Source organism: Allomuricauda sp. MMSF_3307 (assembly GCF_030733585.1).
GTDB lineage: Bacteria > Bacteroidota > Bacteroidia > Flavobacteriales > Flavobacteriaceae > Flagellimonas.
In genome coordinates this window covers 738,103-761,665 of sequence record NZ_JASHIQ010000001.1, presented here as the reverse complement: position 1 = coordinate 761,665, position 23,563 = coordinate 738,103, and the positions used below count along the sequence as shown (strand labels likewise).

At 45.4% G+C, this 23,563-nt stretch carries 17 protein-coding genes; 10 read left to right on the top strand and 7 right to left on the bottom strand.

Translation table 11 applies throughout. From position 1 onward, the window contains the following. Positions 1–175 precede the first annotated feature (175 nt). Genes RBB12_RS03335 through RBB12_RS03325 form a run of 3 tightly spaced genes read right to left on the bottom strand, consistent with a single transcriptional unit; the run spans position 176 to position 2,918 of the window. Positions 176–682, bottom strand: a complete 507-nt coding sequence (locus RBB12_RS03335; protein ID WP_306012791.1) for a DinB family protein — start codon at positions 680–682, stop codon at positions 176–178. Positions 683–691: 9 nt separating this feature from the next. Next, the gene (locus tag RBB12_RS03330) at positions 692–2,116 is read right to left on the bottom strand and encodes a Gfo/Idh/MocA family protein (RefSeq protein ID WP_306012790.1); all 1,425 of its coding nucleotides are present in this window, start codon (positions 2,114–2,116) and stop codon (positions 692–694) included. Between the two features lie 13 nt (positions 2,117–2,129). Then, positions 2,130–2,918 carry a DUF1080 domain-containing protein gene (locus RBB12_RS03325; protein ID WP_306012789.1) on the bottom strand — a complete coding sequence of 263 codons (789 nt, stop codon included), beginning with the start codon at positions 2,916–2,918 and terminating at the stop codon, positions 2,130–2,132. A 105-nt stretch (positions 2,919–3,023) separates the two neighbouring features. Here RBB12_RS03325 and RBB12_RS03320 point away from each other — a divergent pair, with 105 nt between their 5' ends. From RBB12_RS03320 to RBB12_RS03275, 10 genes are all read left to right on the top strand, one after another. Next, positions 3,024–6,161 (top strand): WD40/YVTN/BNR-like repeat-containing protein, encoded by a 3,138-nt coding sequence (locus RBB12_RS03320; RefSeq protein ID WP_306012788.1) that lies wholly within the window; start codon positions 3,024–3,026, stop codon positions 6,159–6,161. Between the two features lie 68 nt (positions 6,162–6,229). Further along, the gene (locus RBB12_RS03315; protein WP_306012787.1) at positions 6,230–9,355 is read left to right on the top strand and encodes a VPS10 domain-containing protein; all 3,126 of its coding nucleotides are present in this window, start codon (positions 6,230–6,232) and stop codon (positions 9,353–9,355) included. Positions 9,356–9,373: 18 nt separating this feature from the next. Then, entirely contained in the window at positions 9,374–9,919 is a 546-nt protein-coding gene (locus RBB12_RS03310; protein ID WP_306012786.1) for a CopD family protein, read from the top strand. A gap of 154 nt (positions 9,920–10,073) precedes the next feature. Then, a complete protein-coding gene (locus RBB12_RS03305; RefSeq protein ID WP_306012937.1) occupies positions 10,074–11,489 on the top strand; it encodes an ATP-binding protein in 1,416 nt (471 codons plus the stop codon). 39 nt (positions 11,490–11,528) lie between these two features. Continuing rightward, positions 11,529–12,311, top strand: a complete 783-nt coding sequence (locus RBB12_RS03300) for an enoyl-CoA hydratase/isomerase family protein (RefSeq protein WP_306012785.1) — start codon at positions 11,529–11,531, stop codon at positions 12,309–12,311. A 24-nt stretch (positions 12,312–12,335) separates the two neighbouring features. Then, positions 12,336–13,889, top strand: a complete 1,554-nt coding sequence (locus tag RBB12_RS03295) for a hypothetical protein (protein WP_306012784.1) — start codon at positions 12,336–12,338, stop codon at positions 13,887–13,889. A 379-nt stretch (positions 13,890–14,268) separates the two neighbouring features. Then, the gene (locus RBB12_RS03290) at positions 14,269–14,937 is read left to right on the top strand and encodes a hypothetical protein (RefSeq protein WP_306012783.1); all 669 of its coding nucleotides are present in this window, start codon (positions 14,269–14,271) and stop codon (positions 14,935–14,937) included. Between the two features lie 639 nt (positions 14,938–15,576). Next, positions 15,577–16,356 (top strand): DUF4328 domain-containing protein, encoded by a 780-nt coding sequence (locus tag RBB12_RS03285; protein WP_313882841.1) that lies wholly within the window; start codon positions 15,577–15,579, stop codon positions 16,354–16,356. A 106-nt stretch (positions 16,357–16,462) separates the two neighbouring features. Continuing rightward, complete coding sequence (locus RBB12_RS03280; RefSeq protein ID WP_306012782.1) at positions 16,463–17,602, top strand: SPFH domain-containing protein; 1,140 nt, start codon at positions 16,463–16,465, stop codon at positions 17,600–17,602. Positions 17,603–17,788: 186 nt separating this feature from the next. Beyond that, a complete protein-coding gene (locus tag RBB12_RS03275) occupies positions 17,789–18,883 on the top strand; it encodes a DNA helicase PriA (RefSeq protein ID WP_306012781.1) in 1,095 nt (364 codons plus the stop codon). A 105-nt stretch (positions 18,884–18,988) separates the two neighbouring features. On the opposite strand, the gene RBB12_RS03270 is transcribed toward RBB12_RS03275, so the two are convergent. The 4 genes from RBB12_RS03270 to hemH are packed head-to-tail and all read right to left on the bottom strand — an operon-like array spanning position 18,989 to position 23,438. After that, complete coding sequence (locus RBB12_RS03270) at positions 18,989–20,086, bottom strand: lactonase family protein (protein WP_306012780.1); 1,098 nt, start codon at positions 20,084–20,086, stop codon at positions 18,989–18,991. A gap of 53 nt (positions 20,087–20,139) precedes the next feature. Continuing rightward, entirely contained in the window at positions 20,140–21,516 is a 1,377-nt protein-coding gene (locus tag RBB12_RS03265) for an MATE family efflux transporter (RefSeq protein ID WP_306012779.1), read from the bottom strand. Positions 21,517–21,571: 55 nt separating this feature from the next. Beyond that, positions 21,572–22,363, bottom strand: coding sequence for a DUF3050 domain-containing protein (locus RBB12_RS03260; RefSeq protein WP_306012778.1), 792 nt, complete (start codon positions 22,361–22,363; stop codon positions 21,572–21,574). A gap of 28 nt (positions 22,364–22,391) precedes the next feature. Further along, positions 22,392–23,438, bottom strand: coding sequence for a ferrochelatase (gene hemH, locus RBB12_RS03255; RefSeq protein ID WP_306012777.1), 1,047 nt, complete (start codon positions 23,436–23,438; stop codon positions 22,392–22,394). Positions 23,439–23,563: the final 125 nt, after the last annotated feature.

Below are 23,563 nucleotides of genomic sequence, written 5' to 3'. Positions count from 1 at the left end.
TGAAGCCCACTATTTTGCGGGGAAACGCTGTAAGAGAAGACTGTCAAAACCTTGTTGTTGTGGAAGTTAAAGTATCCCTTTTTAAACTCATGCGAAGGTTCTGTCGGGTCTTCCATCAAGTTTGGTTACCATCCACTTCGCGACCCAATTTTCCAAGATAGCTCCGAAGGCTCGGTTATTGACCTTTTACAACGCTAACCGTCACTAACAACTGACCCACATGACGTTGGCTATGTTCGGCAGCATGGAAAAGCAATCCGATTAGCGTTGTGGGCAGCTTTTTGCGGCCCACAAAACGTTCGTCGGTCAGCGTGTTTTCTGGAATGGTTTTGAAATAGACCAAAGCTTCATTCACTTTGTCCTCCAATGCCGAAATCAATTGTTCGCTGGTAGGTGCTCCTTCCCCATTCCCTTCATTTTTTAGGAATTCGAACTGTTCCTCCGTCAAGAGCTCTTGTTTGGCATAAGTTAGTAATCGGTCCAGTACCCCGGTCATGTGCCTGAGGTGGAATCCTACCGAAGCCCTGCCATAGGCTTTTTCCCAAAGTTGCTCTTCCGGGAACTCGGCCAAATATTCCTTTACTTCCCTCACGGACTGTAGCAAGGCATGTGCTGCTGGCTGTAAGAGTGCAGGGACATGGGGTACGGGACCGCTTAACCAATATTCCAAGGCGGAGGACATAGCAATTATTTAAAAGTCCCGATAATCTCCAGCCAAAAACTGATTGGCCTTCTCCTCTTTGAATTGCGCCGTTTCCGCATCCCAATGCAGGGTTTCACCTGGGAAACGCCCAGCAATGGTTCCCAATAAAATAGTTTCCGTCAAACGGGCGGCATAATCAAAAGGTGCGGTTGTGGTATCCTTGCCCAAGCAGGCATCCACAAACTGGTGGTAGTGCTTTGGTCCTTCTGTGCCATAATTACGGATGGGTTCACCCAAATTATGCTCCTCGGATACTTTGGCAATCTCCTTGGAAATGTCCACATATTTACCGCGCACGATTTTTTTGGGCAATTGCATAAAGTGGGGCAGCAACAATCGACCTTTGGTGCCCACGAACATAGCACCTTGTTCTGGCAGTTCGTTTTCTCCTGCGACTCCTGCGTCCAAGGAAATACTGTTCCCGTCACTTTTTTGGGCAGCAGCGTTGTCTCTTTTCATTTCCATTCCGGGCAACATGAGGTCTTCGTGCATTTCTGGTGCACCGGGGCCATCGTACCAAATCCATTTTAAGGACTTTCCTGTGTACTTGGTGCCAGGGAATTCATAGGTGACCGTATTCTTTTCCGGGAAACCAAATCCGTTGGGAGGGCGGCATTCCGTCATAATGGTTCTGGGTACATCAAGCTCCAACGCATTGTAAGGCGTATCAAAAATATGGACTCCCATATCGCCCAAGGTACCACAGCCGTAATCCATCAATTTTCTCCAGTTCCCTGGGTGGTACATATCCTTTTTATAAGGTCGTTTGGTGGAAGTGCCCAACCAAAGGTTCCAATCCAATTGCTCTGGAACCGGATCTTCGCCTTCGGGCAACGGTCCATCATACCCCCAATTTTTGGGTGACCATGCATGTACTGTATGAACTTTACCGATGATTCCGGACTGAATCAAAAGTGTGGCCAATTTATAATCGTAAAAGGAGTGCACCTGAATCCCCATTTGCGTCACCAAGCCTTTTTCGGCGGCCACCCGTTTCATTTCCCTAGATTCGGAAACATAGTGGGTGAGCGGTTTTTGACAGTACACTGGCTTGTCCATGTTCATTGCCATCAATGAGGCAGGGGCGTGCGTATGGTCGGGCGTGGAAACGATGACCGCATCGATTTCATCTCCCATTTCTTCCAACATCACACGATAGTCAAAAAAGATACGTGCGCCCGGATGCATTTTGTGCGCAGCCGATAGGTTGATGGCATCCACATCGCAAAGGGCGATTACTTCAACTGCTTCATGGGAAGATACGGCCTTGAGGTCCTCCATGCCCATATTTCCTACGCCAATATGTGCCGTTCTTAGTTTGTCTTTGGGGAATCCTGCCTTAAGAATGGAAGGCGCCAACATAATTCCCAGTGCTCCCACACTACTCTTTTTGATAAATTCTCTTTTGTTCATGGTCTGGAGGTTATTATAGTTTTCTAATTTTTATGTTTCTGAACCAAATGGGGCTCGCATGATCTTGTAGGGCAATGTAGCCCGTTTTGTATTTCCCATAATCGGGAGCGTTGTCCCATTTCCCTGAATTCTTTTTGGCTTTCCAGTCTTCGGACCAAGGCTCAAACTCCAATAGTTTTTTGCCGTTGAGCCAATGCTCTACTTTTTCTGGAGTGAACACAATTTTTGAGGAATTCCATTCCCCAATGGGGTTCAGTTGCTTTTGCGATTCGTCTGCCGTATGCATGGCGTAATCCGCTCCCGTTTTTTGCCAATCTTGAAGGAGTTCGGGATGTTCGGCGCCAAACTGTGAGTTGTACCCGGTTAGATCGTGGATATCGGCATAATTCTCATCATCGATGATTTGATATTCAGGCGATACCTCCGGCGGTCCATCGTAGCCTTCCTTAACGTGATAAAAAATACCACTGTTGGCTCCCTCGGGAATTTTCCATTCCAGATAAAGCTCAAAATTGTCAAACTCTTCTGCGCCGTAGATAATATCCTTGCCACCGGTATAATCCTGTTCAAGTCCCAATTCGGTGTCAAACGTAAGTACGCTGTCCTTAATGGTCCATCCAGGTGGGAGGGAGTCCATGTTGTAGCCCCGCCAGCCGTCCAAACTGGTACCATCAAACAAATACACCCATTCGGGTTGTTCTGTGGTTGTTTCGGGAGGGGTTGATTGTTCTTTTTGTTTGGATTGGTCTTTGCAAGCGGCCAACGCCAAAAAGATGGCGGCAAGCCTCAAAAATTTAAGCATGGTTTAGATTTTGATTTTTATATGCTGGGTTAAAGTACAAAATATTGGATAACTTTTTTGTCGCTTTTTATTACATTTAAGGCTGACTAACTCAACACTTTAAAAATGAAGATTTGCTTTTTCAAGATCGGTATGCTCTTGCTTACCGCAACACTGTTTATTTCACCGGTCCATTCCCAGCGTAGGAACAAAAAACAAAGTGGGCCACAACAATACCCCGAAGAACTTTATTCAAGTTTGGAATACCGATTGATCGGTCCATTCCGTGGTGGACGTTCCGGAACCGTTGCTGGAGTACCAGGAAAACCTAACCTTTACTATTTCGGAGCCACAGGAGGTGGAGTTTGGCGAACTAAAGATGGCGGCGGCACCTGGGAGAATATCTCCGATGGTTATTTCGGAGGAAGTATTGGTGCCGTTGAAGTGGCCCAAAGCGACCCCAATGTCATTTATGTAGGTGGTGGAGAACAGACCGTTCGTGGTAATGTCTCCTCTGGTTACGGAGTCTGGAAGACGGTCGATGCCGGAAAAACATGGACATCGTTGGGATTGGATGAAAGCCGACATATTTCTAGAATGAGAATCCACCCAAAGGACCATAACATTGTTTACGCTGCGGTAATGGGCAATCTGTATAAGCCGACTACCGAAAGAGGTGTTTACAAAAGTACCAACGGAGGCGAAACATGGGAAAAAGTGCTGTATGCCAATGATATGGCGGGAGCCGTTGACCTTACCTTTGATCCGAACAACCCAAGGATTCTATATGCTTCCACATGGAGGATACAACGCACACCTTACAGCTTGAGCAGTGGTGGAGAAGGTTCCGCCCTTTGGAAGAGTACCGATAGCGGTGAAACATGGACGGAGATTTCCAAAAATAAGGGCTTCGCAACCGATACATTGGGTATTATCGGAGTGGCCGTAAGCCCAGTCAACAGCAATAGGGTGTGGGCCATGGTAGAAAACAAGGAAAAAGGAGGTCTCTACCGTTCCGATGATGCCGGAGCTACATGGACCTTGGTCAACAGTGATAGAAGTCTAAGGCAACGAGCGTGGTACTATACCCGTGTCTATGCCGATACCAATAATGAAGATGTAGTCTATGTGCTCAACGTGAGCTATCATAAAAGTACGGATGGAGGAAAGACCTTCAAATCCAACAACGCACCTCACGGAGACCACCATGATCTTTGGATTGCACCTGAAGATTCCAACCGTATGATCATGGCTGATGATGGTGGTGCCCAAGTAAGTTTTGATGGTGGGGAGACATGGAGTACTTATCACAATCAACCTACGGCACAGTTTTACCGGGTTACTACGGATGATGCGTTCCCATATCGAATTTATGTGGCGCAGCAGGACAACTCTACCATCAGGATCAATTACCGAAGTGATGATGGATCTATTGGAGAGGATGATTGGGAAGAAACAGCAGGAGGTGAATCCGCACATATTGCCGTTGACCCTGAGAACAACGATATTGTGTATGGCGGGAGCTACGGGGGCTTTTTGACCCGTGTGAACCATGCGAACAAAACGGTAAGAGCGGTAAATGTATGGCCCGACAACCCGATGGGACACGGTGCCGAAGGGATGAAGTACCGTTTTCAATGGAACTTCCCCATCATGTTCAGCAAACACGATCCCAATAAACTGTACACCTTTTCCAACCATGTGCATATGACGACCAACGAAGGTCAAAGCTGGGAACTGTTGAGTGGTGATTTGACCCGAAACGACCCTACCAAACTGGTTTCCAGTGGTGGACCCATCACTCAAGATAATACCAGTGTGGAATACTATTGTACTATTTTTGCCGCCAATGAAAGCCCATTGAAGGAAGGTCTGCTTTGGGTAGGTAGTGATGATGGACTTATCCATGTGACTAAAGATGGCGGACAAACCTGGGAAAATGTAACACCTCCCAACATGCCCGAGTGGAACATGATCAATAGCATTGAGCCTTCTGCATTTGATGAAGGAACCTGCTACGTGGCCGCTACGAGGTATAAGTTGGGCGACTTTGCGCCTTACCTCTACAAGACCACCGATTACGGAAAAACATGGACCAAAATCACCGATGGGATTGAAGATGAACACTTTACAAGGGTGGTTCGGGAAGATCCAAAACGAAAAGGGCTGCTGTATGCGGGTACCGAGACCGGAATGTATATCTCGTTCAACGATGGAGCCCAATGGGAGAAGTTCCAATTGAATTTGCCCATTGTACCCATTACCGATTTGACCATCAAGGATGACAACCTGATCGTAGCGACACAAGGTAGAAGTATCTGGGTTATTGACGATCTTACGGTATTACATCAATTGGACAATGCCAAAAAATCTGCTGATGCGATTTTGTACAAACCAAGGGACAGCTACCGAACCAAAGGCAGGGCGTCAAGAAGGCCATCAAAAACAGAAGGTGAAAACTTGGCCAGTGGGGTTATTACCCATTTTTACCTGAAAGATGTTTCCGAAAAGGACAGCATTGCGTTGACCTATAGCAAAATGAACGGAGATACCTTGGCCACCTACAGTACCTACGCCAAGGAAAAGGACAAAAAACTGGAAGCCAAGAAAGGCGGAAACACCTATGTTTGGGATACGCGAGGCAAGGGTGCCGAACGATTGGATGGCATGATCTTGTGGTGGGCCAACCTAAGCGGTCCAAAAGCGGTTCCAGGAACTTACAAGGTGCATTTGAACGTAAATGGAGAAACACAAAGCGAAAACTTTACCATTTTACCAGACCCAAGGGCCGAAGTTACCGTTGCCGATATGCAAAAACAATACGATTTTATCACCGAGGTGAACGAGACTGTGGACAAGGCCCATCAATCCATCAAGAAGATCAGGGCAATCAACGGAAAGTTGGATGAATTCATCAAAAAGTATAAGGATGAAGAAGCCACAAAAGCATTGGTAGAGAAAGCCAAAAGCTTGAAGGAAGAGTTTGGCTCCGTAGAAAAGGCACTCTATCAGACCCAAAACAGAAGTAATCAAGATCCTTTGAACTTCCCCATCAGGTTGACCAATAAATTGGCGCACTTGAACAGTTTGGTCTCTCTAGACGATTTCCCACCGACCGAACAGGATATTGCTGTCAAAAATGAAATGACACAAAAGATCAACGAGCAATTGAGGACATTCGATAATTTGATGGACAAAGAAATTGCTACCTTCAATGAAGAGTTCAACCAACTCAAATTGAATTATTTGAGCATAGAAGAATAAATAAACGAGCCCCTATGTTTTTGCATAGGGGCTTTTACATTACAGACATTCCAATACCAACCAACACTATGAAAAAAGGACTGCTTTTTTTGTTGAGTGCCATTTTTGGCACTCTAGCATTCGCACAGACGGCCAACGACTATTTTGAACCCATGATATTCAGGAACATTGGCCCGTTTAGGGGAGGACGTTCCGTGACTGCAAGTGGGGTAGTGGGCGACCCGCTCACCTACTATATGGGGACCACGGGTGGTGGACTTTGGAAAACTACCAATGCAGGCGGACAATGGGAAAACATATCGGATGGTTTCTTTGAAATGGGCTCCGTGGGTGCGGTTTCCGTATCGCCTTCCAATCCCAACATTCTCTATTGTGGTATGGGAGAGCATGCTCCAAGGGGGGTAATGACCTCCTACGGCGACGGTGTCTACCGATCCAATGATGCAGGAAAAACATGGATAAAACTGGGACTTGAAAAAACGCAGCATATCTCGCGAATCATTATCCACCCCACCAACCCAGATGTGGTGTACGTGGCTGCCCAAGGTGCTTTATTCGCGCCAAACCCTGAAAGAGGAGTGTACCGTTCTGTGGATGGTGGAAAAAATTGGGAAAAGATACTGTTTGTGGACGAAGGTACCGGAGCAGTGGAACTTTCTATGGATGCCAACAATCCCTTGGTGCTCTATGCCGCGATGTGGGAGCATCAGCGTAAACCCAATAAAGTCATCAGTGGAGGACCAGGAAGCGGATTGTACAAATCTACCGATGGCGGAGACACTTGGAAAGAAATGACCAAAGGGCTGCCTGAAGAAAAGGGAAAAATGGCCATTGCTGTGAGCCCTTCCAATTCGGAAAAAGTATACGCCTTGATCGAAAGTGATTCAGATTTAGATAAAGGAGGTCTCTTCGTCTCCAACAATGGGGGCGATAGTTGGCAGATGGTCAGTGGGGATAACCGGTTGGTACAGCGTGCCTGGTATTATATCGAAGTATTTGTAGACCCCAATGACGAAGATACGGTATATGTGTTGAGTGCCTCCATGTTCCGTTCCGAAGATGGTGGAAAAACTTGGGAGACTATTTCCGTGCCCCATGGTGATACCCATGACCTGTGGATCAATCCGAACAACTCGAAAAATATGGTTTTGGCGGATGATGGTGGAGCTACCATTACCTTCGATTATGGTGAAAACTGGACCTTGCAGGATAACATGCCCACCGCACAGTTTTACCGTATCAGCACGGATAATTTGTTTCCCTACAATATCTATGGAGGTCAACAGGACAATACCTCGGTAAAGATCGCCAGTCTTTCCGTAGGTCGATGGAGCATCAATCAAGAAGATTGGCATTATTCCGCTGGGGGAGAGAGTGCCTTTTTGGGCTTCGACCCCGACAATCCACGCTATGTGATGGGAGGCAGTTATCTGGGTACCATTGAATTGTTGGATATGGAATCCAAAATGTCCAGCAATGTCATGGCAGCACCAATACAATATTTGGGACGTGATGCACGGGACATGAAATACCTATACAATTGGAATGCACCCATTATTTGGTCCAAACACGAACCCGGAACTTTTTACCATGCGGCACAGTTGGTCCTCAGAACAAGAGACAACGGGGTGACTTGGGAGGAAGTATCACCAGACCTAACACGGGACCAAGATGAACTGCAAGGAAAGGGCGGAGGCCCCTACACCAATGAGGCTGTAGGTGCTGAAAACTACGGGACCATTTCTTATCTCTTGGAATCACCACACGAAGCTGGGGTGTTGATTACTGGAAGTGATGATGGACTGGTTCATATTACCAAAAATGGCGGTGCATCTTGGGAAGAGATAACCCCAAAGGGGCTAAAGGAGAGTTTGGTAAACGCCATTGAAGTTTCGCCACACGACCCAGCGACTATCTATATCGCAACTACCCGATACAAATTCAACGATTATACTCCTGCCCTCTACAAAAGCAACGACTACGGAAAAAGTTGGACCAATATTAGTGAGGGCATTCCCTACGGAGCTTTTACGCGAGTGGTCCGTGAGGATGAACAGCAGAAGGGATTGTTGTATGCCGGCACTGAAAAAGGACTGTATGTATCTTGGAATGACGGCAAAAAATGGGAGCCGCTGCAATTGAATTTACCCAAAACACCGATCACGGATTTAAAGGTGCACAAGGGCGATTTGATTGTGGCTACTTCTGGGAGGAGTTTCTGGATTTTGGACAATATCACAACCTTGGCCCAATACAAAGGAAACAGCAGTGAACTGAAACTGTATCAGCCAGAAGAAGCCATCCACGGTTATTGGGGAAGCCCATTGAGCAGAAATTCGTCCAATCTGTCAGGGACCAACCCTTTTGAAGGGGTCAACCCCGCCAATGGGATGGTCATCTATTACCATCTTCCGGAAAAAATGGATTCCACCGAAGTCACTATGGAAATCAAAAATGCACAGGGTAAAGTGGTACGGACCTTTACCTCCAAGAAGGATGAGGATTATATCCCGCACAACGGAGGAGGAGCGCCCCCTGCACCTACCTTGGGAACATCCAAAGGATTGAACCGATTTGTATGGGACCTTAAAACCCCCATAATGCCAGGTGTACCAGGTGTATACATTGAAGCGGATTTCACAGGGCACAAAGTGCCACCTGGAGCGTATACCATCCAATTAAGTGCAGGAGGAAATACCGTTACCACCCAAGGGATGATTGTGCCTACGCCCAACACCCATGTTTCGGAAGAGCGCTTTGCCGAGTACGATGCTATTATGACGGATTTTGAATCCAAGCTCACCGACATGCACAATATGGTAAACACCTTGAAAAGCGTTCAAGATCAACTAGCAAAATTGCTAAAGGACTTGAAAGACGAGGAACTCAAAAAAGAAGGACAGTCATTGCTCGACAAACTCAAGGAGTGGGACGAAGAGATGGTGCAGCGCAAATCGCAAGCCTATGACGATGTGGAGAATTTCCCCAACAAGTTTACGGCCGAGTATCTTTTTGTGATGAACCACAGCAATAGTTCGTTGCCACAGATCAATCAGCCCTCCGTGGACCGAAAGAAGGAACTGGATGCCCAATGGGTGGGATTAAAACAACGTGCGGAGACCTTAATGAAAACGGAAATCCCTAATTTTAACACCAAACTCTGGGATAAGGGCATTGGAGCCATCCGGATGTAACTCATAAAAACGTAGCAATTGCTGTACCCATACATCAAATCGTTGCACCTCATATTCGTGGTCACTTGGTTCGCAGGTCTTTTCTATATACCTCGACTCTTTATTTACCATATCGAAGCATGGCAGAAACCATCACCCGATAAGGAAATCCTGAGCGACCAGCTCAAATTGATGACGAAACGATTATGGTATATCATTACATGGCCGTCGGCTGTGCTCTGCACGCTCACGGCCATTATTTTGCTTATTTTGATGCCAGGGTGGTTACAGCAACCCTGGATGCACGTCAAACTCGCATTTGTGCTGCTACTTTTTGTGTATCACGGGAAGTGCCATCAGATTTTTAAGCAATTACAGCGGGATGAGGTTAAGTATACCTCAAAATTTATGCGTCTGTGGAACGAAGTGGCCACGATCATCCTTTTTGCAGTTGTCTTTTTAGTGGTGCTCAAAAGTGCTTTCAATTGGATCTATGGACTCATAGGCATGTTTGCATTGATTATCCTTTTGATGTTGGGCATTCGTTGGTACAAAAAAGTGCGGGAAAGAAATCCCAATGCTTGAAAACAAAAGGGTTGAGCTTTCTTTCGTCTTGTTTTTGTGATTGAATCCCAATCCCGAAGCTGTATTGTTTGGCTCGATAATTGCTTAAATTTAACCATCAAATCAAGCGAGCTTGCTACGAAAACTATCCTTACGGTCGCGCATCTTTATTTCCATGATCACCTTGGTGGTATTGGCATCTGTGCTGATTGCCGGGGTAACGGTGTACCAATACAAGGAACAGGGAAACGATTACCACAGGGAACGCTTGGAGCGTAAGGAAGAGCAGTTGATGAAGAGCATCGAATTTACGCTCAAGGAAACCACCTACCCCGTAATCACCGAGAACCTTCATCTCATCTTTAGCGAAGAAATCTATGAGATTGCCAACATCCAAAATGTCAATTTCAACCTTTATGATCTAGAAGGAAACCTCATTAAAAGCTCTAGGCCCACTTTCGAATCCAACGCCATAGCCACCTGTTTGGATGCCGAGATACTTAATTTTTTGAGAGAAGGAGGGGAAAGCCGTTTTGTGGAAGAAAAAAGGGCGGCTGGCGATAACTATCAAGCAACATACCGCTACATCTACGACCTGAAGTTTAAGCCCATCGGTATTTTGAACCTTCCCTATTTTGAGGACAACACCTTTAACAATATGGAACTTAAAGAGTTCCTTTTCCGATTGGGTATGGTTTATCTGTTAATGTTGGTCATAGCCATTATTCTGTCCTATTTCATTTCAAAATATATCACAAGGTCGTTACAGACAATTTCCGACAAGATCAACCGGACCAATCTCACCCATCAAAACGAAAAAATCTATTTGGAAAGCCCAGGCGAGGAAATTGCAAAGCTGGTGGACTCCTACAACCGGATGATTGATGAGTTGGAGGAAAGCGCGGTAAAATTGGCCCGTAGCGAACGTGAACAGGCCTGGCGAGAGATGGCGAAGCAGGTAGCCCATGAAATCAAAAATCCGTTGACTCCCCTGCGATTGACCGTACAGAGTTTCGAACGGAAATTCGACCCCAATGATCCCGATATCCAAAAAAAGATAAAGGAATTTTCGAAAACATTGATTCAGCAAATCGATACCATGAGCAATATTGCCACGGCCTTTTCGAGTTTTGCCGATATGCCCGCCCAGCAAAATGAGACCCTGAACGTGGTAAAAGTGGTAAAACTGGCCTTGGAAATCTTTAATGAGGATTACATTCATTTCATAGCTGATGAGGAAGAGGTAGTCGCCAAATTGGATCGTACACAACTGATACGGGTAATCACCAATTTGGTCAAAAATGCCATTCAGGCCATTCCCGAAGTGGAATCGCCACGGATTTTGGTGACCGTAGCATCGGTCGGGGATAGGGTAAAAATATCGATTGCCGACAATGGTCTGGGAATCTCCGACGAGTACAAGCATCGTATTTTTGAACCAAAGTTCACCACAAAATCCAGTGGTACAGGCCTAGGATTGGGTATGGTAAAGAACATTGTGGAAAACTATGGTGGAACCATTAACTTTACATCTAAAGTTGGAAAAGGGACCGTGTTTACCATCGATTTTCCAAAGGAACAGAAAAAATAATGGCGGTTCAGCGTTGTGCCGCCCCAAACAGCAATCTTTATGGATTACGAAAACATCTACATTGAAGAAGAAAACCATTTGGCCACTATTACCATCGATCGGCCCAAGAAACTCAATGCGCTCAACAAACGAACCATAGAAGAGCTGCACGTGGCCTTTAAGGAGTTGAATGAGGATTCCGAAACCAAGGTCATCATAATTACAGGAAGCGGGGACAAGGCCTTTGTGGCCGGTGCCGATATTTCCGAATTCGCGGATTTTTCGGTGAAGGAAGGCCGGCAATTGGCCGCTGCAGGTCAGCGCCAACTGTTCGATTTTGTTGAGAATCTCTCGACACCCGTTATCGCAGCCATCAATGGATTTGCTCTGGGCGGAGGATTGGAACTGGCCATGGCCTGCCATTTTAGGGTAGCCAGCAGCAATGCCCGAATGGGATTGCCCGAAGTTTCCTTGGGTGTGATTCCCGGATACGGCGGCACCCAACGCCTGCCACAGCTTGTGGGCAAGGGGCGTGCCATGGAAATGATCATGACAGCGGGCATGATCGATTCTGATAAGGCCTTTGGATATGGACTGGTGAACCACGTGGTCTCTAGCGAAGAACTACTTCCTTTTTGTAAAAAAATAGCGAGCAGGATATCGAATAATTCATCCGTGGCCATAAAACACGCAATAAAAGCGGTAAATGCTGGTTTTAAGTATGACGCTGATGGCTATTCGGTGGAAATTGATGCTTTTGGCACTTGCTTTGGAACCGATGACTTTAAGGAAGGTACTTCGGCCTTCCTTGAGAAAAGAAAAGCCGATTTCCCTGGATCATGACCATTGGCCTAACGCAGCCAGATCATGAAAAACAACCTATTAGTACTTTGCCTTATGGTGTTCGGCAGTGTAATGCTGAATGCACAAAAGATGCCCGTTTCCTATGATTTTGGGGAGAAATATCACGACCGTTACCGATATTCGAACCTAGTTGCCATCAATGAGGACGGCTCGGGTGGTTACGTGTTGGTACGTGCCTATTACCAAGGATTGATCTTGAAGCCCAAGGGCTACCTGATCGAAAAGTACAACAGCAATCTAGAGTTGGTATCGGAATACAACTATAAGTTGAAAGGGCTCGATTTTGTGGATGGCTTCCTCAAAAATGGCCAGTTGCACTTGTTGTTTCTCAACTATAACCTGGACCGGGGCGAATATGAATACTGGGTGCACAGTAGTCCTGTTATCGATTTTAACTTCAAGGAAAAAAAGTTGCTTTCCATCAATTCGGTAGAGGTAAACGACCCTGTAGGGAAAAACTATTACAACCGCGACTTTTCCAGAGGCTTTACCACAGCAATCTTGTTTGATGAAAACAAAAGAGGTTTTGTGATCAGCACGCATCATAAAAAGGGAAAGGACAACAAACATATGATTCATATGTTCGATACCGCTCTCAATAAAAAGTTTGAATATGATTTCTCCGATGAAATCGAGGAAAAGAACTATGCTTTCGAGAACGTTACTTTTTCTTCTGACCTTCAAACGGCCTATATTGTAGGGAAGGCTTACTATAAAAAGCGAAGGTTTAGTGTGGACGAACGGAAATTTCAGTACGAGTTGATCAAGGTGTCACAATCCGGGAACACAACCCAATCCTTCGTGGATCCCGGTAAATATCCTGAGGCATTGTATCCCGTTTTCGTCCAAAACAAGCTGGTGTGCGTCGGTTTTTATGCCGATCGTAAGGACAACCGTTACAATGGCATCGCCTATTTTGATGTGGACCCGAACACCTTGAACATCCGTACCCAAAAATACAATCCCTTCTCACAACAGTTTATGGACGATAAGTTTGGTCGCGAGGAGGACAAGGATATCAAAAACCTGGTTTTTAAAGGGGTGGAAATCACTGAAGGAAATGAAATATTCTTCAACGCCGAGGAATATTTTGTCACCACCGGATTGGAAACCACTGGAGCGGGTCAGCGAATCAGGATTGAACGGTACCATCACAACGATATCGTCAGCGTAAAACTGGATGCCAATGGCAGCATGGAATGGGCGCGCAACATCAACAAGACCGAAGTAACCCAAGGTGATGGCGCCTATGCCTCTTACAGTGCCTATTGTAAGGATGGCAACACTTACTTTTTTATCTGCACCGCTGCCGAAAATCCGCAATTGATCAACAATGAACGTTTGATCTTTAAGCAAGGATTTAGCCGCAACCGAAATGTGTTCATGATTTCCTTGGACGAAAATGGGGTGATGGATTATGAAAAAATCATCGACCAGCAAGAAGCCCGATTGCCTTTAATGGTTTCCATGCCGTTAAAAGATGAATCCGACGACAAAATGCTGTTCTACGCCAAGCGCGGAAGCCGAAAGCAATTGGTGAAAGTGAGTTTTCAGTAATCCGACAGGCCGTTAAGTCTATTTTTTTTGGGTTCTGAAGCCTATACTTTGGAATTCGCATGGGTCACTCTCTCAGGACCATCCTTCATAGCTACATTCTTCGATTATAAGGATTGGAAATCCACCTTTGTTACTGTTTTCCACTGAAAACGATTTAAAATCATCCAAAAAGGTAAACCCTTTACCATGTAGTTTCTACCCTACAACCTCTTTTTAGGCTAAAATTTCGTAGGAATATTCCTATTCCAATTTTCACAGATCAACCCAAAAGGCCCATCCGTCAGATCAGAAGGGCCATCCGTCAATTAGCCTAAAATGCTACCTATTTCCTCACCTAACTTTGGCGAAGTATTAACCCTAATTCATAAAATTAACAATCATGAAAACTTTAAAATTAGTATGTATGGCCATGTTGTGCATGGCAGTAAGTTTAGTCTCCTGTTCCCCTGAAGACGGACAGGACGGACAGGACGGAGCAGCAGGTCCGCAAGGTATTGCTGGTGTTGATGGAGCAGATGGTATCAGCTGTTGGGATTTGAACGGTAACGGTGTAGGTGATGCCGAAGAGGACATCAATGACGATGGTAATTTTGATGCCATGGATTGCCAAGGTGCGGATGGTGTCGATGGTATTAATGGAAACGCTAATGTGTTGGAGTTTCATTATAATCTAGAGCTTGAAGCTCCTTACTCTCAGTTGACACGTAATCTAAACACTTATCTTGATGAACCCTTGAACTATGCTTTTCTTTTTTATTTAGATCACGAAACCAATTTAAGGTATTCTATACCAGGGCATTTGTACAACAATCTTTATTATGCTAGAGTTCATACTAATCTTTCTACTGGTAACCTTATTGTTAGTTTTTATGGTTTGGATGATACAGCTTATATAGTTCCTGCGGGTGAGTATCATCAATTGGTGGTAATCGCCATTGAAATTACTCAAACTGGTAAAACCAGCGAAAACATCATGGCCGAGCTAAAAGCCGCTGGAGTGGACACTAGCGATTATAATCAAGTGGCCGCTTATTTCGGTTTGGAATAATATTTCCCATTCGGGGCACTTAACCTAAGCAGAGAGGCCGGGCATTCGCTCGGCTTTTTTATTTTGAGTTAGTAGTTTGAAGTCTGAAGTCCGAAGTTTAGGGTTGCGTGTTTGGTGTTGCGGGTTGTGAGTGGGCAGTTGACACTAATGTCACGTATTGGCACCAATAGGGTTCTTTGTCATTTCGAACTGTCACCCCGAGCGCAGTCGAGGGGGAAGTTGAGAAATCTTGACAGGAACCAAGAACCAAGAGCCAAGACTCAAGAGCGAAAAGGCGATAGAAAACAGATTTGATTTGATTGGCTGCGGGCAGTAAACCTAAAATGCTGGATAAGATGTCATTGCGAAACGAATTGAGAAATCTATCGGGAGTCGGAATTCAGTCAGCAGTGGGCAGTGGGCAGTCGACACTAATTTCACGAATTGGCACCAATAGGGTTCTTTGTCATTTCGAACTGTCACCCCGAGCGTTGGTCATTGAGCGGTGGCCATTGAGCGCCCTCCTGCCGGACAGGCAGGAAGTCGAAATGAGTCGAAGCGACAGTAAGGGAGGACTGAAATAGGGAAACAGTGGGCAGTACTCGGTAGTAAGTTGAGAAATCTATCGGAAGTCGGAAGACCGAAGTCGGAAGCAAATATTTGTCAGTTCGACTTCTATGTAACCTTACAGGCAAGGAAGCGGATTTTGAAGGAGAATGTCAAGACTTTGAACGAGATGTATCAAACACTTATATAAGAAAACCAAAAGAGGCCATAAGGCCCAATACCAATAGAGCGCTATGGGCGCAATACCTTATTTGGGCAATACTGGGTTTCAGTCTATTTTCTTTGTTATCCTCCTATCTTCAATATGACCTTTTGTTAAAAGTTCAAGAAGGTTTTTATGTATCTGAACATGAGCTAACCAATAATGATTTAAGGGAAGGAGTCGTAGGGATTATTACTATTGTTTTGTACGTAACCTCAGTTATTCTATTTATTAGATGGTTTCGAAGGGCATACTACAACTTGAATAGTAGAGGGAATACAATATATGACGAAGGTTGGGCCGCGGGCAGCTGGTTCGTTCCAATAATCAATCTATTTCGGCCATATCAAATTATGAAAGAAATCGATGATGAAAATTGCAGGCTTATTGAAAAACATTCACGGAAACCTATTTCGAAAAGCTCCATTCTCATAGGGTTTTGGTGGGCAGCTTGGATAATCGGAGGTATTTTGGGACGTTATATTTTCAAATCAGGTTTAAATGCAGAAACACTTGAAGAACTGATGGCCAGTACGCAAGCCGACATGCTAGGTATCGTATTTGACGTTCCGCTCTCTTTGCTGGCAATTTTTACTATAAGAGAAATATCCAAAAAAGAAGATCTTTTATTTCAACTAGAAGAAAAATCACTCGAAAAAACTCAAGCCTAGTTTTTCTAAAAATTCCGTAACATTTTGGATTGTTTTCATACTAAACTAAAGGAAATCTTCCCGATTTTTAATAGTTTTAAAGAGATAACAACTAAACACTATACCCATGGATATTTTTGGAAAAATCAAAGAGAAACTCAGTAACGAGTTTATTGATATTGTCGAGTGGTTGGATTACACCGACGACACCATTGCGCATCGCTTTGAGCGATATCAAAACGAAATAAAAAACGGTGCGAAGCTCATTGTTCGTGAGGGACAGACTGCCGTTTTCATTAACGAAGGTCAATTGGCCGATGTGTTCGGGCCCGGCACCTACGACCTCACCACACAGAACCTGCCCATTTTAGCGACCCTAAAAGGGTGGAAGTATGGATTTAACTCTCCCTTCAAGGCCGAAGTGTACTTTGTGAACACCCACCTTTTTACCGATGAAAAGTGGGGAACAAAGAGCCCAATCACCTTGAGCGATGACCGCTTTGGTCTGGTAGAAATACGCGCTTTTGGTACTTATGCCTTCAAAATTTCCGATGCTGGAAAATTTATCAAGGATATCGTTGGGACGGACAGCAACTTTACCAATTTTGAAATCAATGAGCACCTCAAAAGTTTGATCGCCACCCGTTTTACCAATACTGTTGGCCAAGCCAATCTTCCCATCGAGCTTTATGCAGCGAACACCACCGAGCTTTCGGATACTTGTCGCGAGGTGATGTCGCCTGAGTTTGAAAGTGTAGGTATTTCCTTGGAAAAATTCTATATCGAGAACGTTTCCATGCCCGAAGACCTCAAAAAGGAAATCTTCGAGTACAGCCGTATCGATAAATTGGACTTGGACAAACTGACCAAATTCAAGACGGCAAAGGCCATCGAAGCTGCCGCACAGAACGAAGGTGGAACTGCAGGTGCCGGAATGGGCATGGGTATGGGATTTGTACTGGCACAACAAATGGGCGGCATGATGGGCGGAAGCGCACAAGCCGCTCCACAACAGGTTGCACAACCGATGGGAGGAGCCGTACCGCCACCAATGCCAACACCTACTATGTACTACTATGCCTCCAATGGGGTGCAGCATGGGCCCGTTACCTTTGAGCAGATGCAGTCTTTGTTTGCCTCTCGCACCATCAACCGCGATAGTTTGGTATGGAAACAAGGAATGTCCGCTTGGACCGCTTTGAAAGAGGTTGAGGAATTGAAATCGTTCTTGGGAGGCAACACGCCGCCACCATTACCAACAGAGTAATCTTTTTATTGGCATTTCGAAATGAGTTGCAAAGCAACGATTGAGAAATCTCAGTGTTGCAATTGAGATTTCTCAGTCGTGAACTCCTTCGAAATGACAACTAAAGTATCAATTACCTTGTCATTCCTGTGAAAACAGGAATTCAAAAAAAATAATCAAGATTTCCGCCTCCGCGGAAATGAAAGCATGGAAGAGCAAAAAATCCAAGAGACCGAACTCAAAAAAGCCTGCGTCAATTGTGGCGCAGAGCTTAAATACAAGCCTGGCACAACCCAGATAAGCTGCGAATATTGCGGACACATGGAGACCATTGCCTTGGATGACAACGGATTTGAGGAATTGGAACTGTACCCTTTCCTTAAGGAAATGGGTGCCCAAAGGCACAGCGAGGAAATTTCCATGCTGCATTGCAAAAATTGTGGTGCCGATCAGCACGTGGAGGAAAATTACAAGTCCCTTCATTGTGTATATTGCGGTCAACCCTTGGTAGTTGCAGACGCCTATACCGAAAAATGGATTTTACCAGGCGCCGTACTTCCCTTCCAAATCGACAAAAAGCAATCTTTTACCATTTTCAAGAAATGGGTCAAGGGATTATGGTTCGCTCCCAACAATCTAAAAAAGGCGGCACTGGACCCTCAATTCACCAAAGGACTGTATTTGCCCTACTGGACCTTTGATGCGCAGCTGTACGCTTCCTACACCGGCCAACGGGGAGAGTATTATTATGAGACCAAAAGGGTTCGCGATTCCAATGGCAAAATGGTAACCAAAAGGGTTCGGAAAACAAGATGGTATCCAGCAGCCGGTCAGGTTTCCGGTTTTGTGGACGATACGCTCATCAAAGCATCACATCAAAAGGCGGGAAGAATCCCAAGTAAAATCGCCTTTTGGGATTTGAAAAAGCTCCAACCGTTCAACAGTGGATTTTTATCAGGATTTGTAACCGAAAAATATACCATCCCGCTTAATGACGGTCACCTGCAATCCAAAGAAGTGGCCAAAGGTATTGCCGAAACCTGGTGCAGACGCGATATTGGCGGGGACACCCAACGCGTGCTTTCCATGGACATGAAACTGTCCGAGGAAACGTTTAAGCATATTTTGTTGCCCGTTTATGTGAGTGCCTATCGCTACAATGGCAAGGAGTACAACTTTTTCATCAATGGGGAGAACGGACAGATATCAGGTACACGCCCCTATAGCTTTTGGAAAATTTTCTTTACCGTCCTGGCTGTGATAGCGGTAATTGGTTTGATTGTGTTGCTTTCTAAAAAATAATAAGGAGTCAGTTCGAGTGATTTCCGAAGGAAATTATATCGAGAACTTAAAACAACAGCATCTCGATTCAAAAACGCTTCGCTTTTCCACTCGATGTGACCAGCTTTACTCAAACACCAAACAAACAGGATTGGGATGACTGGTTTCGTTCAAAAAAGTCAACGTACCCATTTCCAAGTCTCTTTTGAACACCACAATATTGCTGGTCTTTTTATTCGCTACCAATAAAAACTCGCCCGTGGGGTCCATGGAAAAGTTTCGAGGCCAATCACCGCGGACCGACTCCCTACCAACCAAATCCAATCGTCCTGAATCTTGATCCACTTTAAAAATCACTATGGTATTTTCTCCTCGGTTGGACCCATACAAAAACTTGCCGTCCGGGGAGAGATGAATGTCGGCACAAAAGCTTTCCCCATCAAAATCCGCAGCCAAGGTTGGCACTACTTGAACTTCTTGATAATCACCCTGAGTATCCTTTTCAAAAACGGAAATGGTACTGTTCAACTCGTTGATGACGTAGAGCAATTGTCCGCCTTTACCAAAGGTAAAATGGCGGGGGCCTGCCCCATCTTTAAAGGTCAGGGAGAATTGTTCAGCTGGGGTAAACTTGTCCTCTTCTTTCTGATAGCGCTTAACAGCATCCAGCCCTAAATCGGTCACCATTAGCCCTTCTGGAGTGAATTGAGCCATATGCGCATGTGATGTCTTAACGGAATCCAATGGCTTGTGGTCGATTACTTGCGGATTTTCGGCCAACGAGCCATCTTCATTGAGGGTGAAAATAGAAACATTGCCTCCCGTATAGTTGGCTACGGCCAATTGGCCATTACCCGAAAGTGACACATGACAGGGGTGTGCCCCTTGGGTTCCTCTGCTATTTTGAAGCTCTAGCGCTCCCCCTTCCAAGCGAAACGCGGTAACGCCTCCGCCCAAACTATCAAAATCGGCAGTTTCCTGAACGGCGTAAAGGTTCTTTTTATCCTCCGAAATGGCCAAATAGGAGGGATTGGTCAACTTCGCCGCCAGTTTTTGGTTGGAAAGCTCCCCTGTATTCGCATCAAAAGAATACGTATAAATGCCTTCACTATCACCATCGGTATAGGTGCCAACAAATAGGGTGTACATAGGTTTTTCTTGAGGTTTTTCTGCACAAGCGATTGCTAAAACAGCAATTAAGCCCGCTAGAATACTATTTTTCATGGATGTTTAGTTAGGCCACCCAAATTAAACATTCTAAATCAAAATAAAGGGGTTTAGGAGAGTTCGCTCTTGATTTCCTTTTGAAGAAAGAAGCCGGTTACGATGGTCGATAGCACATCTGCAATACAAAACGAAAGCCATACGCCTATTTCACCCATAAATTTGGGCAGTACCAAAATCAATGGGATAAAAAAGAAGCCTTGACGGGTCAAGGTCAACAACAAGGCCGGAGTAGCTTTCCCGATGGCTTGAAAATACGCCGCCCCAATCAACTGAATGGCAATGATAGGGGTTGCGGCAAAGACCAAGCGCATGGCCAAAGGTGTATGCGCAAGCACAAAATTGTTGGTGGCAATCTCTTCTGAGGACAATTCTGGTCGATTGCTCAAAAACAGGGAGGCGATTTCGGACGGGAAGACCATCAGCACTATAAAGACCAAGGTTGCGACCAAGGCCGCATATTTAATGGCGGTGTAGATGGATTCCTTCACCCGATCGTATTTGACAGCGCCATAGTTATAGCCCGCGATGGGCAAAAATCCCTGAGTGACCCCAAAAACCGGGAACAGGGCAAACATCAACATCCTGCCGATAATCGCGTACACCGCCACCATGGCCTCCCCGCCCAGATTGAACAATATATTGTTCATCAACAAGTAGACAATACTGGTCACGGCTTGACGGGCCAATGTCACAAATCCCAAGGAACCGATTTCTCGGAGAATGGGGCGGTCCAATCCAAAATGGGAAACATCTATCTTAAGTTCGGAGTTGTCGGACAGGAAAAAATAGAATACGTAAAAGAAACAAAGCAAATAGCCCACCGTGGTCGCCCATGCGGCCCCGTGCATTCCCCAATCGAACACATAAATAAAGATGTAGTCCATCAACAGGTTCCCAACGGATGGAATGATCATGGCAATCATGGCAAAGCGAGGTTTGCCCTCGGCACGGATGACCGAATTTCCCATCATACAGAGCGCCAAGAAGGGAACTCCGTACAAAATGATGGTGTAGTAAATCTTCGCAGGTCCAAAAATAGAACCTTTCCCTCCAAAGGCCGGAATCAGGCTATCCACAAAGTAGAGCCCAAGGGCCACCATGGTGATGGTTACCAATAAGGTCAGGGTAATCTGGTTACCGAAGGTTTTTAGGGCTTTTTCGCGGTTGTTGGCACCAAGTGCACGGGAAATGATACTGGAACCTCCAATACCGATGGCCATTCCAAGGGCGGCAATAAAAAAGGATACCGGCAGCACTACATTGATAGCAGCGATGGCTATGGGCCCGATCCAATTTCCGACAAAAATGGAATCCACCAGCACGTTCAGGGACATCACCAAAATACCGATGGAAGCGGGTACAGCTTGTTTGATCAGTAATTTTCCAATGGGTTCCTGTCCCAGTTCATCGGAGGTTATTTTGGCCATGCCAGCGGGTATTCTTTGGGTTTACAATAAAGTGAATGCTAAAGCTGTTTCAAAACTACAACGCATTCACCAAATTACCTTTGTTCTCCTTCAGTTTTTCAGCAATACTGTTCCAAAGCGCTATTCGATGGTGCAATGCCTGTCTGCTGTATTCCAGAACATCGTTCCATTTTTGGCCATCGGAACCGCAGAGCGCTCTGATCATGCGCAGCGCTAAAGGTCCATGCTCGTCCCCATCCAACTCGATGTGCCTTTTGAGGTAGTACTCCAGTTTTTTGTATTGGCTAGCGCCCTGTTCGCCCGATTGTTCGATAATGCCCAAAAACATATCGGGAATCAAGTCTTCGCGACCAAAAGTAAAGGCAGCTGCGATGATATGCGGTTGTTGGGTATTGATGACCTTAAAAGTAAACTGAAGAAAGTCTCTTTCTGCTTCATTGAGGTCAGCCTTCTCTATTTGGGCTGATATCATTGCCAAATCCGTAAACGAAGAAATTGTTGCTTCCGCTTTTTGGGTGTCGGCTTCAACTTCTTTCATGGCATCCAAATACATTTCAAAATGACTTTTGGCCTCTCCTTTTTCATTAAAGTCGCTCTCCTCCTCCAACACAATCTCATTGATGAATCGGGCTACAGCAGTATCCGCTGCCGGATGCCAAGGCAAACCAACGCAGGTAAGGTGCTGCTGAAGCGCCTTTAAAAGTGACATAAAATCCCAAACGGCATACACGTGGCTCTCCATAAAGGTCTTGATATCCTCAATGGTTTCCAGTTGGGCGTATAGCGGGTGGTTCTTGAGTTGTTCCCGAAGAGGTTGGAGTTCTTGCTCCAAGATTTCAATTTTCATAGCAATTCTTTTATTCTTCTTACGGAATTTATCGGATATGGGTTTCGGGCAATGCTCCTTTTTCCTCCCAATCCTTGATCCAGTTGGCCATTAGTTCGGCCCAATCGTCGCGGTCGTTCAAACAGGGAACGTGTTTATACTGTTCTCCACCGGCTTCTTCGAACTGCTCCTGTCCTTCCATGGCGATTTCCTCCAATGTCTCCAAACAATCACTCACAAACGCAGGGGTAATCACTGCCAGTTTTTTGATGCCTTCGTGACCTAGACGTTCAAACTCCTTATCCGTAAAGGGTTGCAACCATGGGTCGCTCCCCAATCTGGATTGGAATGAAGTGCTGACCTTATCTTTTGGAAGCCCAAGCTCTTTGATGACCAACTGGGTAGTATCGTAGCACTGGTGACGGTAACAGGTATGGTGCGCCACGGAATTGGTCTTGCAACATTGGCCATCCAATTTACAATGGAACTTGGTAGGGTCCGATTTTCGGATATGCCTTTCGGGAATTCCGTGATACGAAAACAAGATATGTTCGTAATCAAAATCCTTTAAGCCTTCTGCAATACTTTTGGATAGTACTTTGATGTAATCTGGGTTGCTGTAAAAAGCGGGAAGGGTTGTTAAGTGCATCTCAGGAAAGTCCTTTTGTTGCACCTCCAGTGCCTTTACCACCACGGTTTCGTAAGATGACATGGCATAGTGCGGATACAATGGCACCAAAAAAACCTCATCAACGCCCTTATCCTTCAATTCCTGCAATCCTTCCTTGATGGACATGGAGCCATAGCGCATCCCCAAAGCAATGGGAAGGTCGGTATGCTTTTGTACTTTTTCCGTGAAACGTTTGGACAGAATAATCAGGGGAGAACCTTCTTCCCACCAAATTTTGGAATAGGCCTCGGCCGATTTTTTGGGACGGAAATTTAAAATGATGCCTCGCACGATGATGTTCCTCAACACAGGATTCACATCGATGACGCGTTCATCCATCAAAAATTCATCCAAATACGGCTTTACATCCTTTGCGGTTGGGCTATCCGGAGATCCCAAGTTGACCAATAAAACTCCTTTTTTCACGGCTTATTCGTTTAGGTCGCTAAAATACAACACGAAGTGGACTTGACCTTTTTCACATCCAAATTCTTTCTTATGACTAAATAATGTTTCTCGATTTTGTTTAACCATTCTTCCTTTCTTGACCA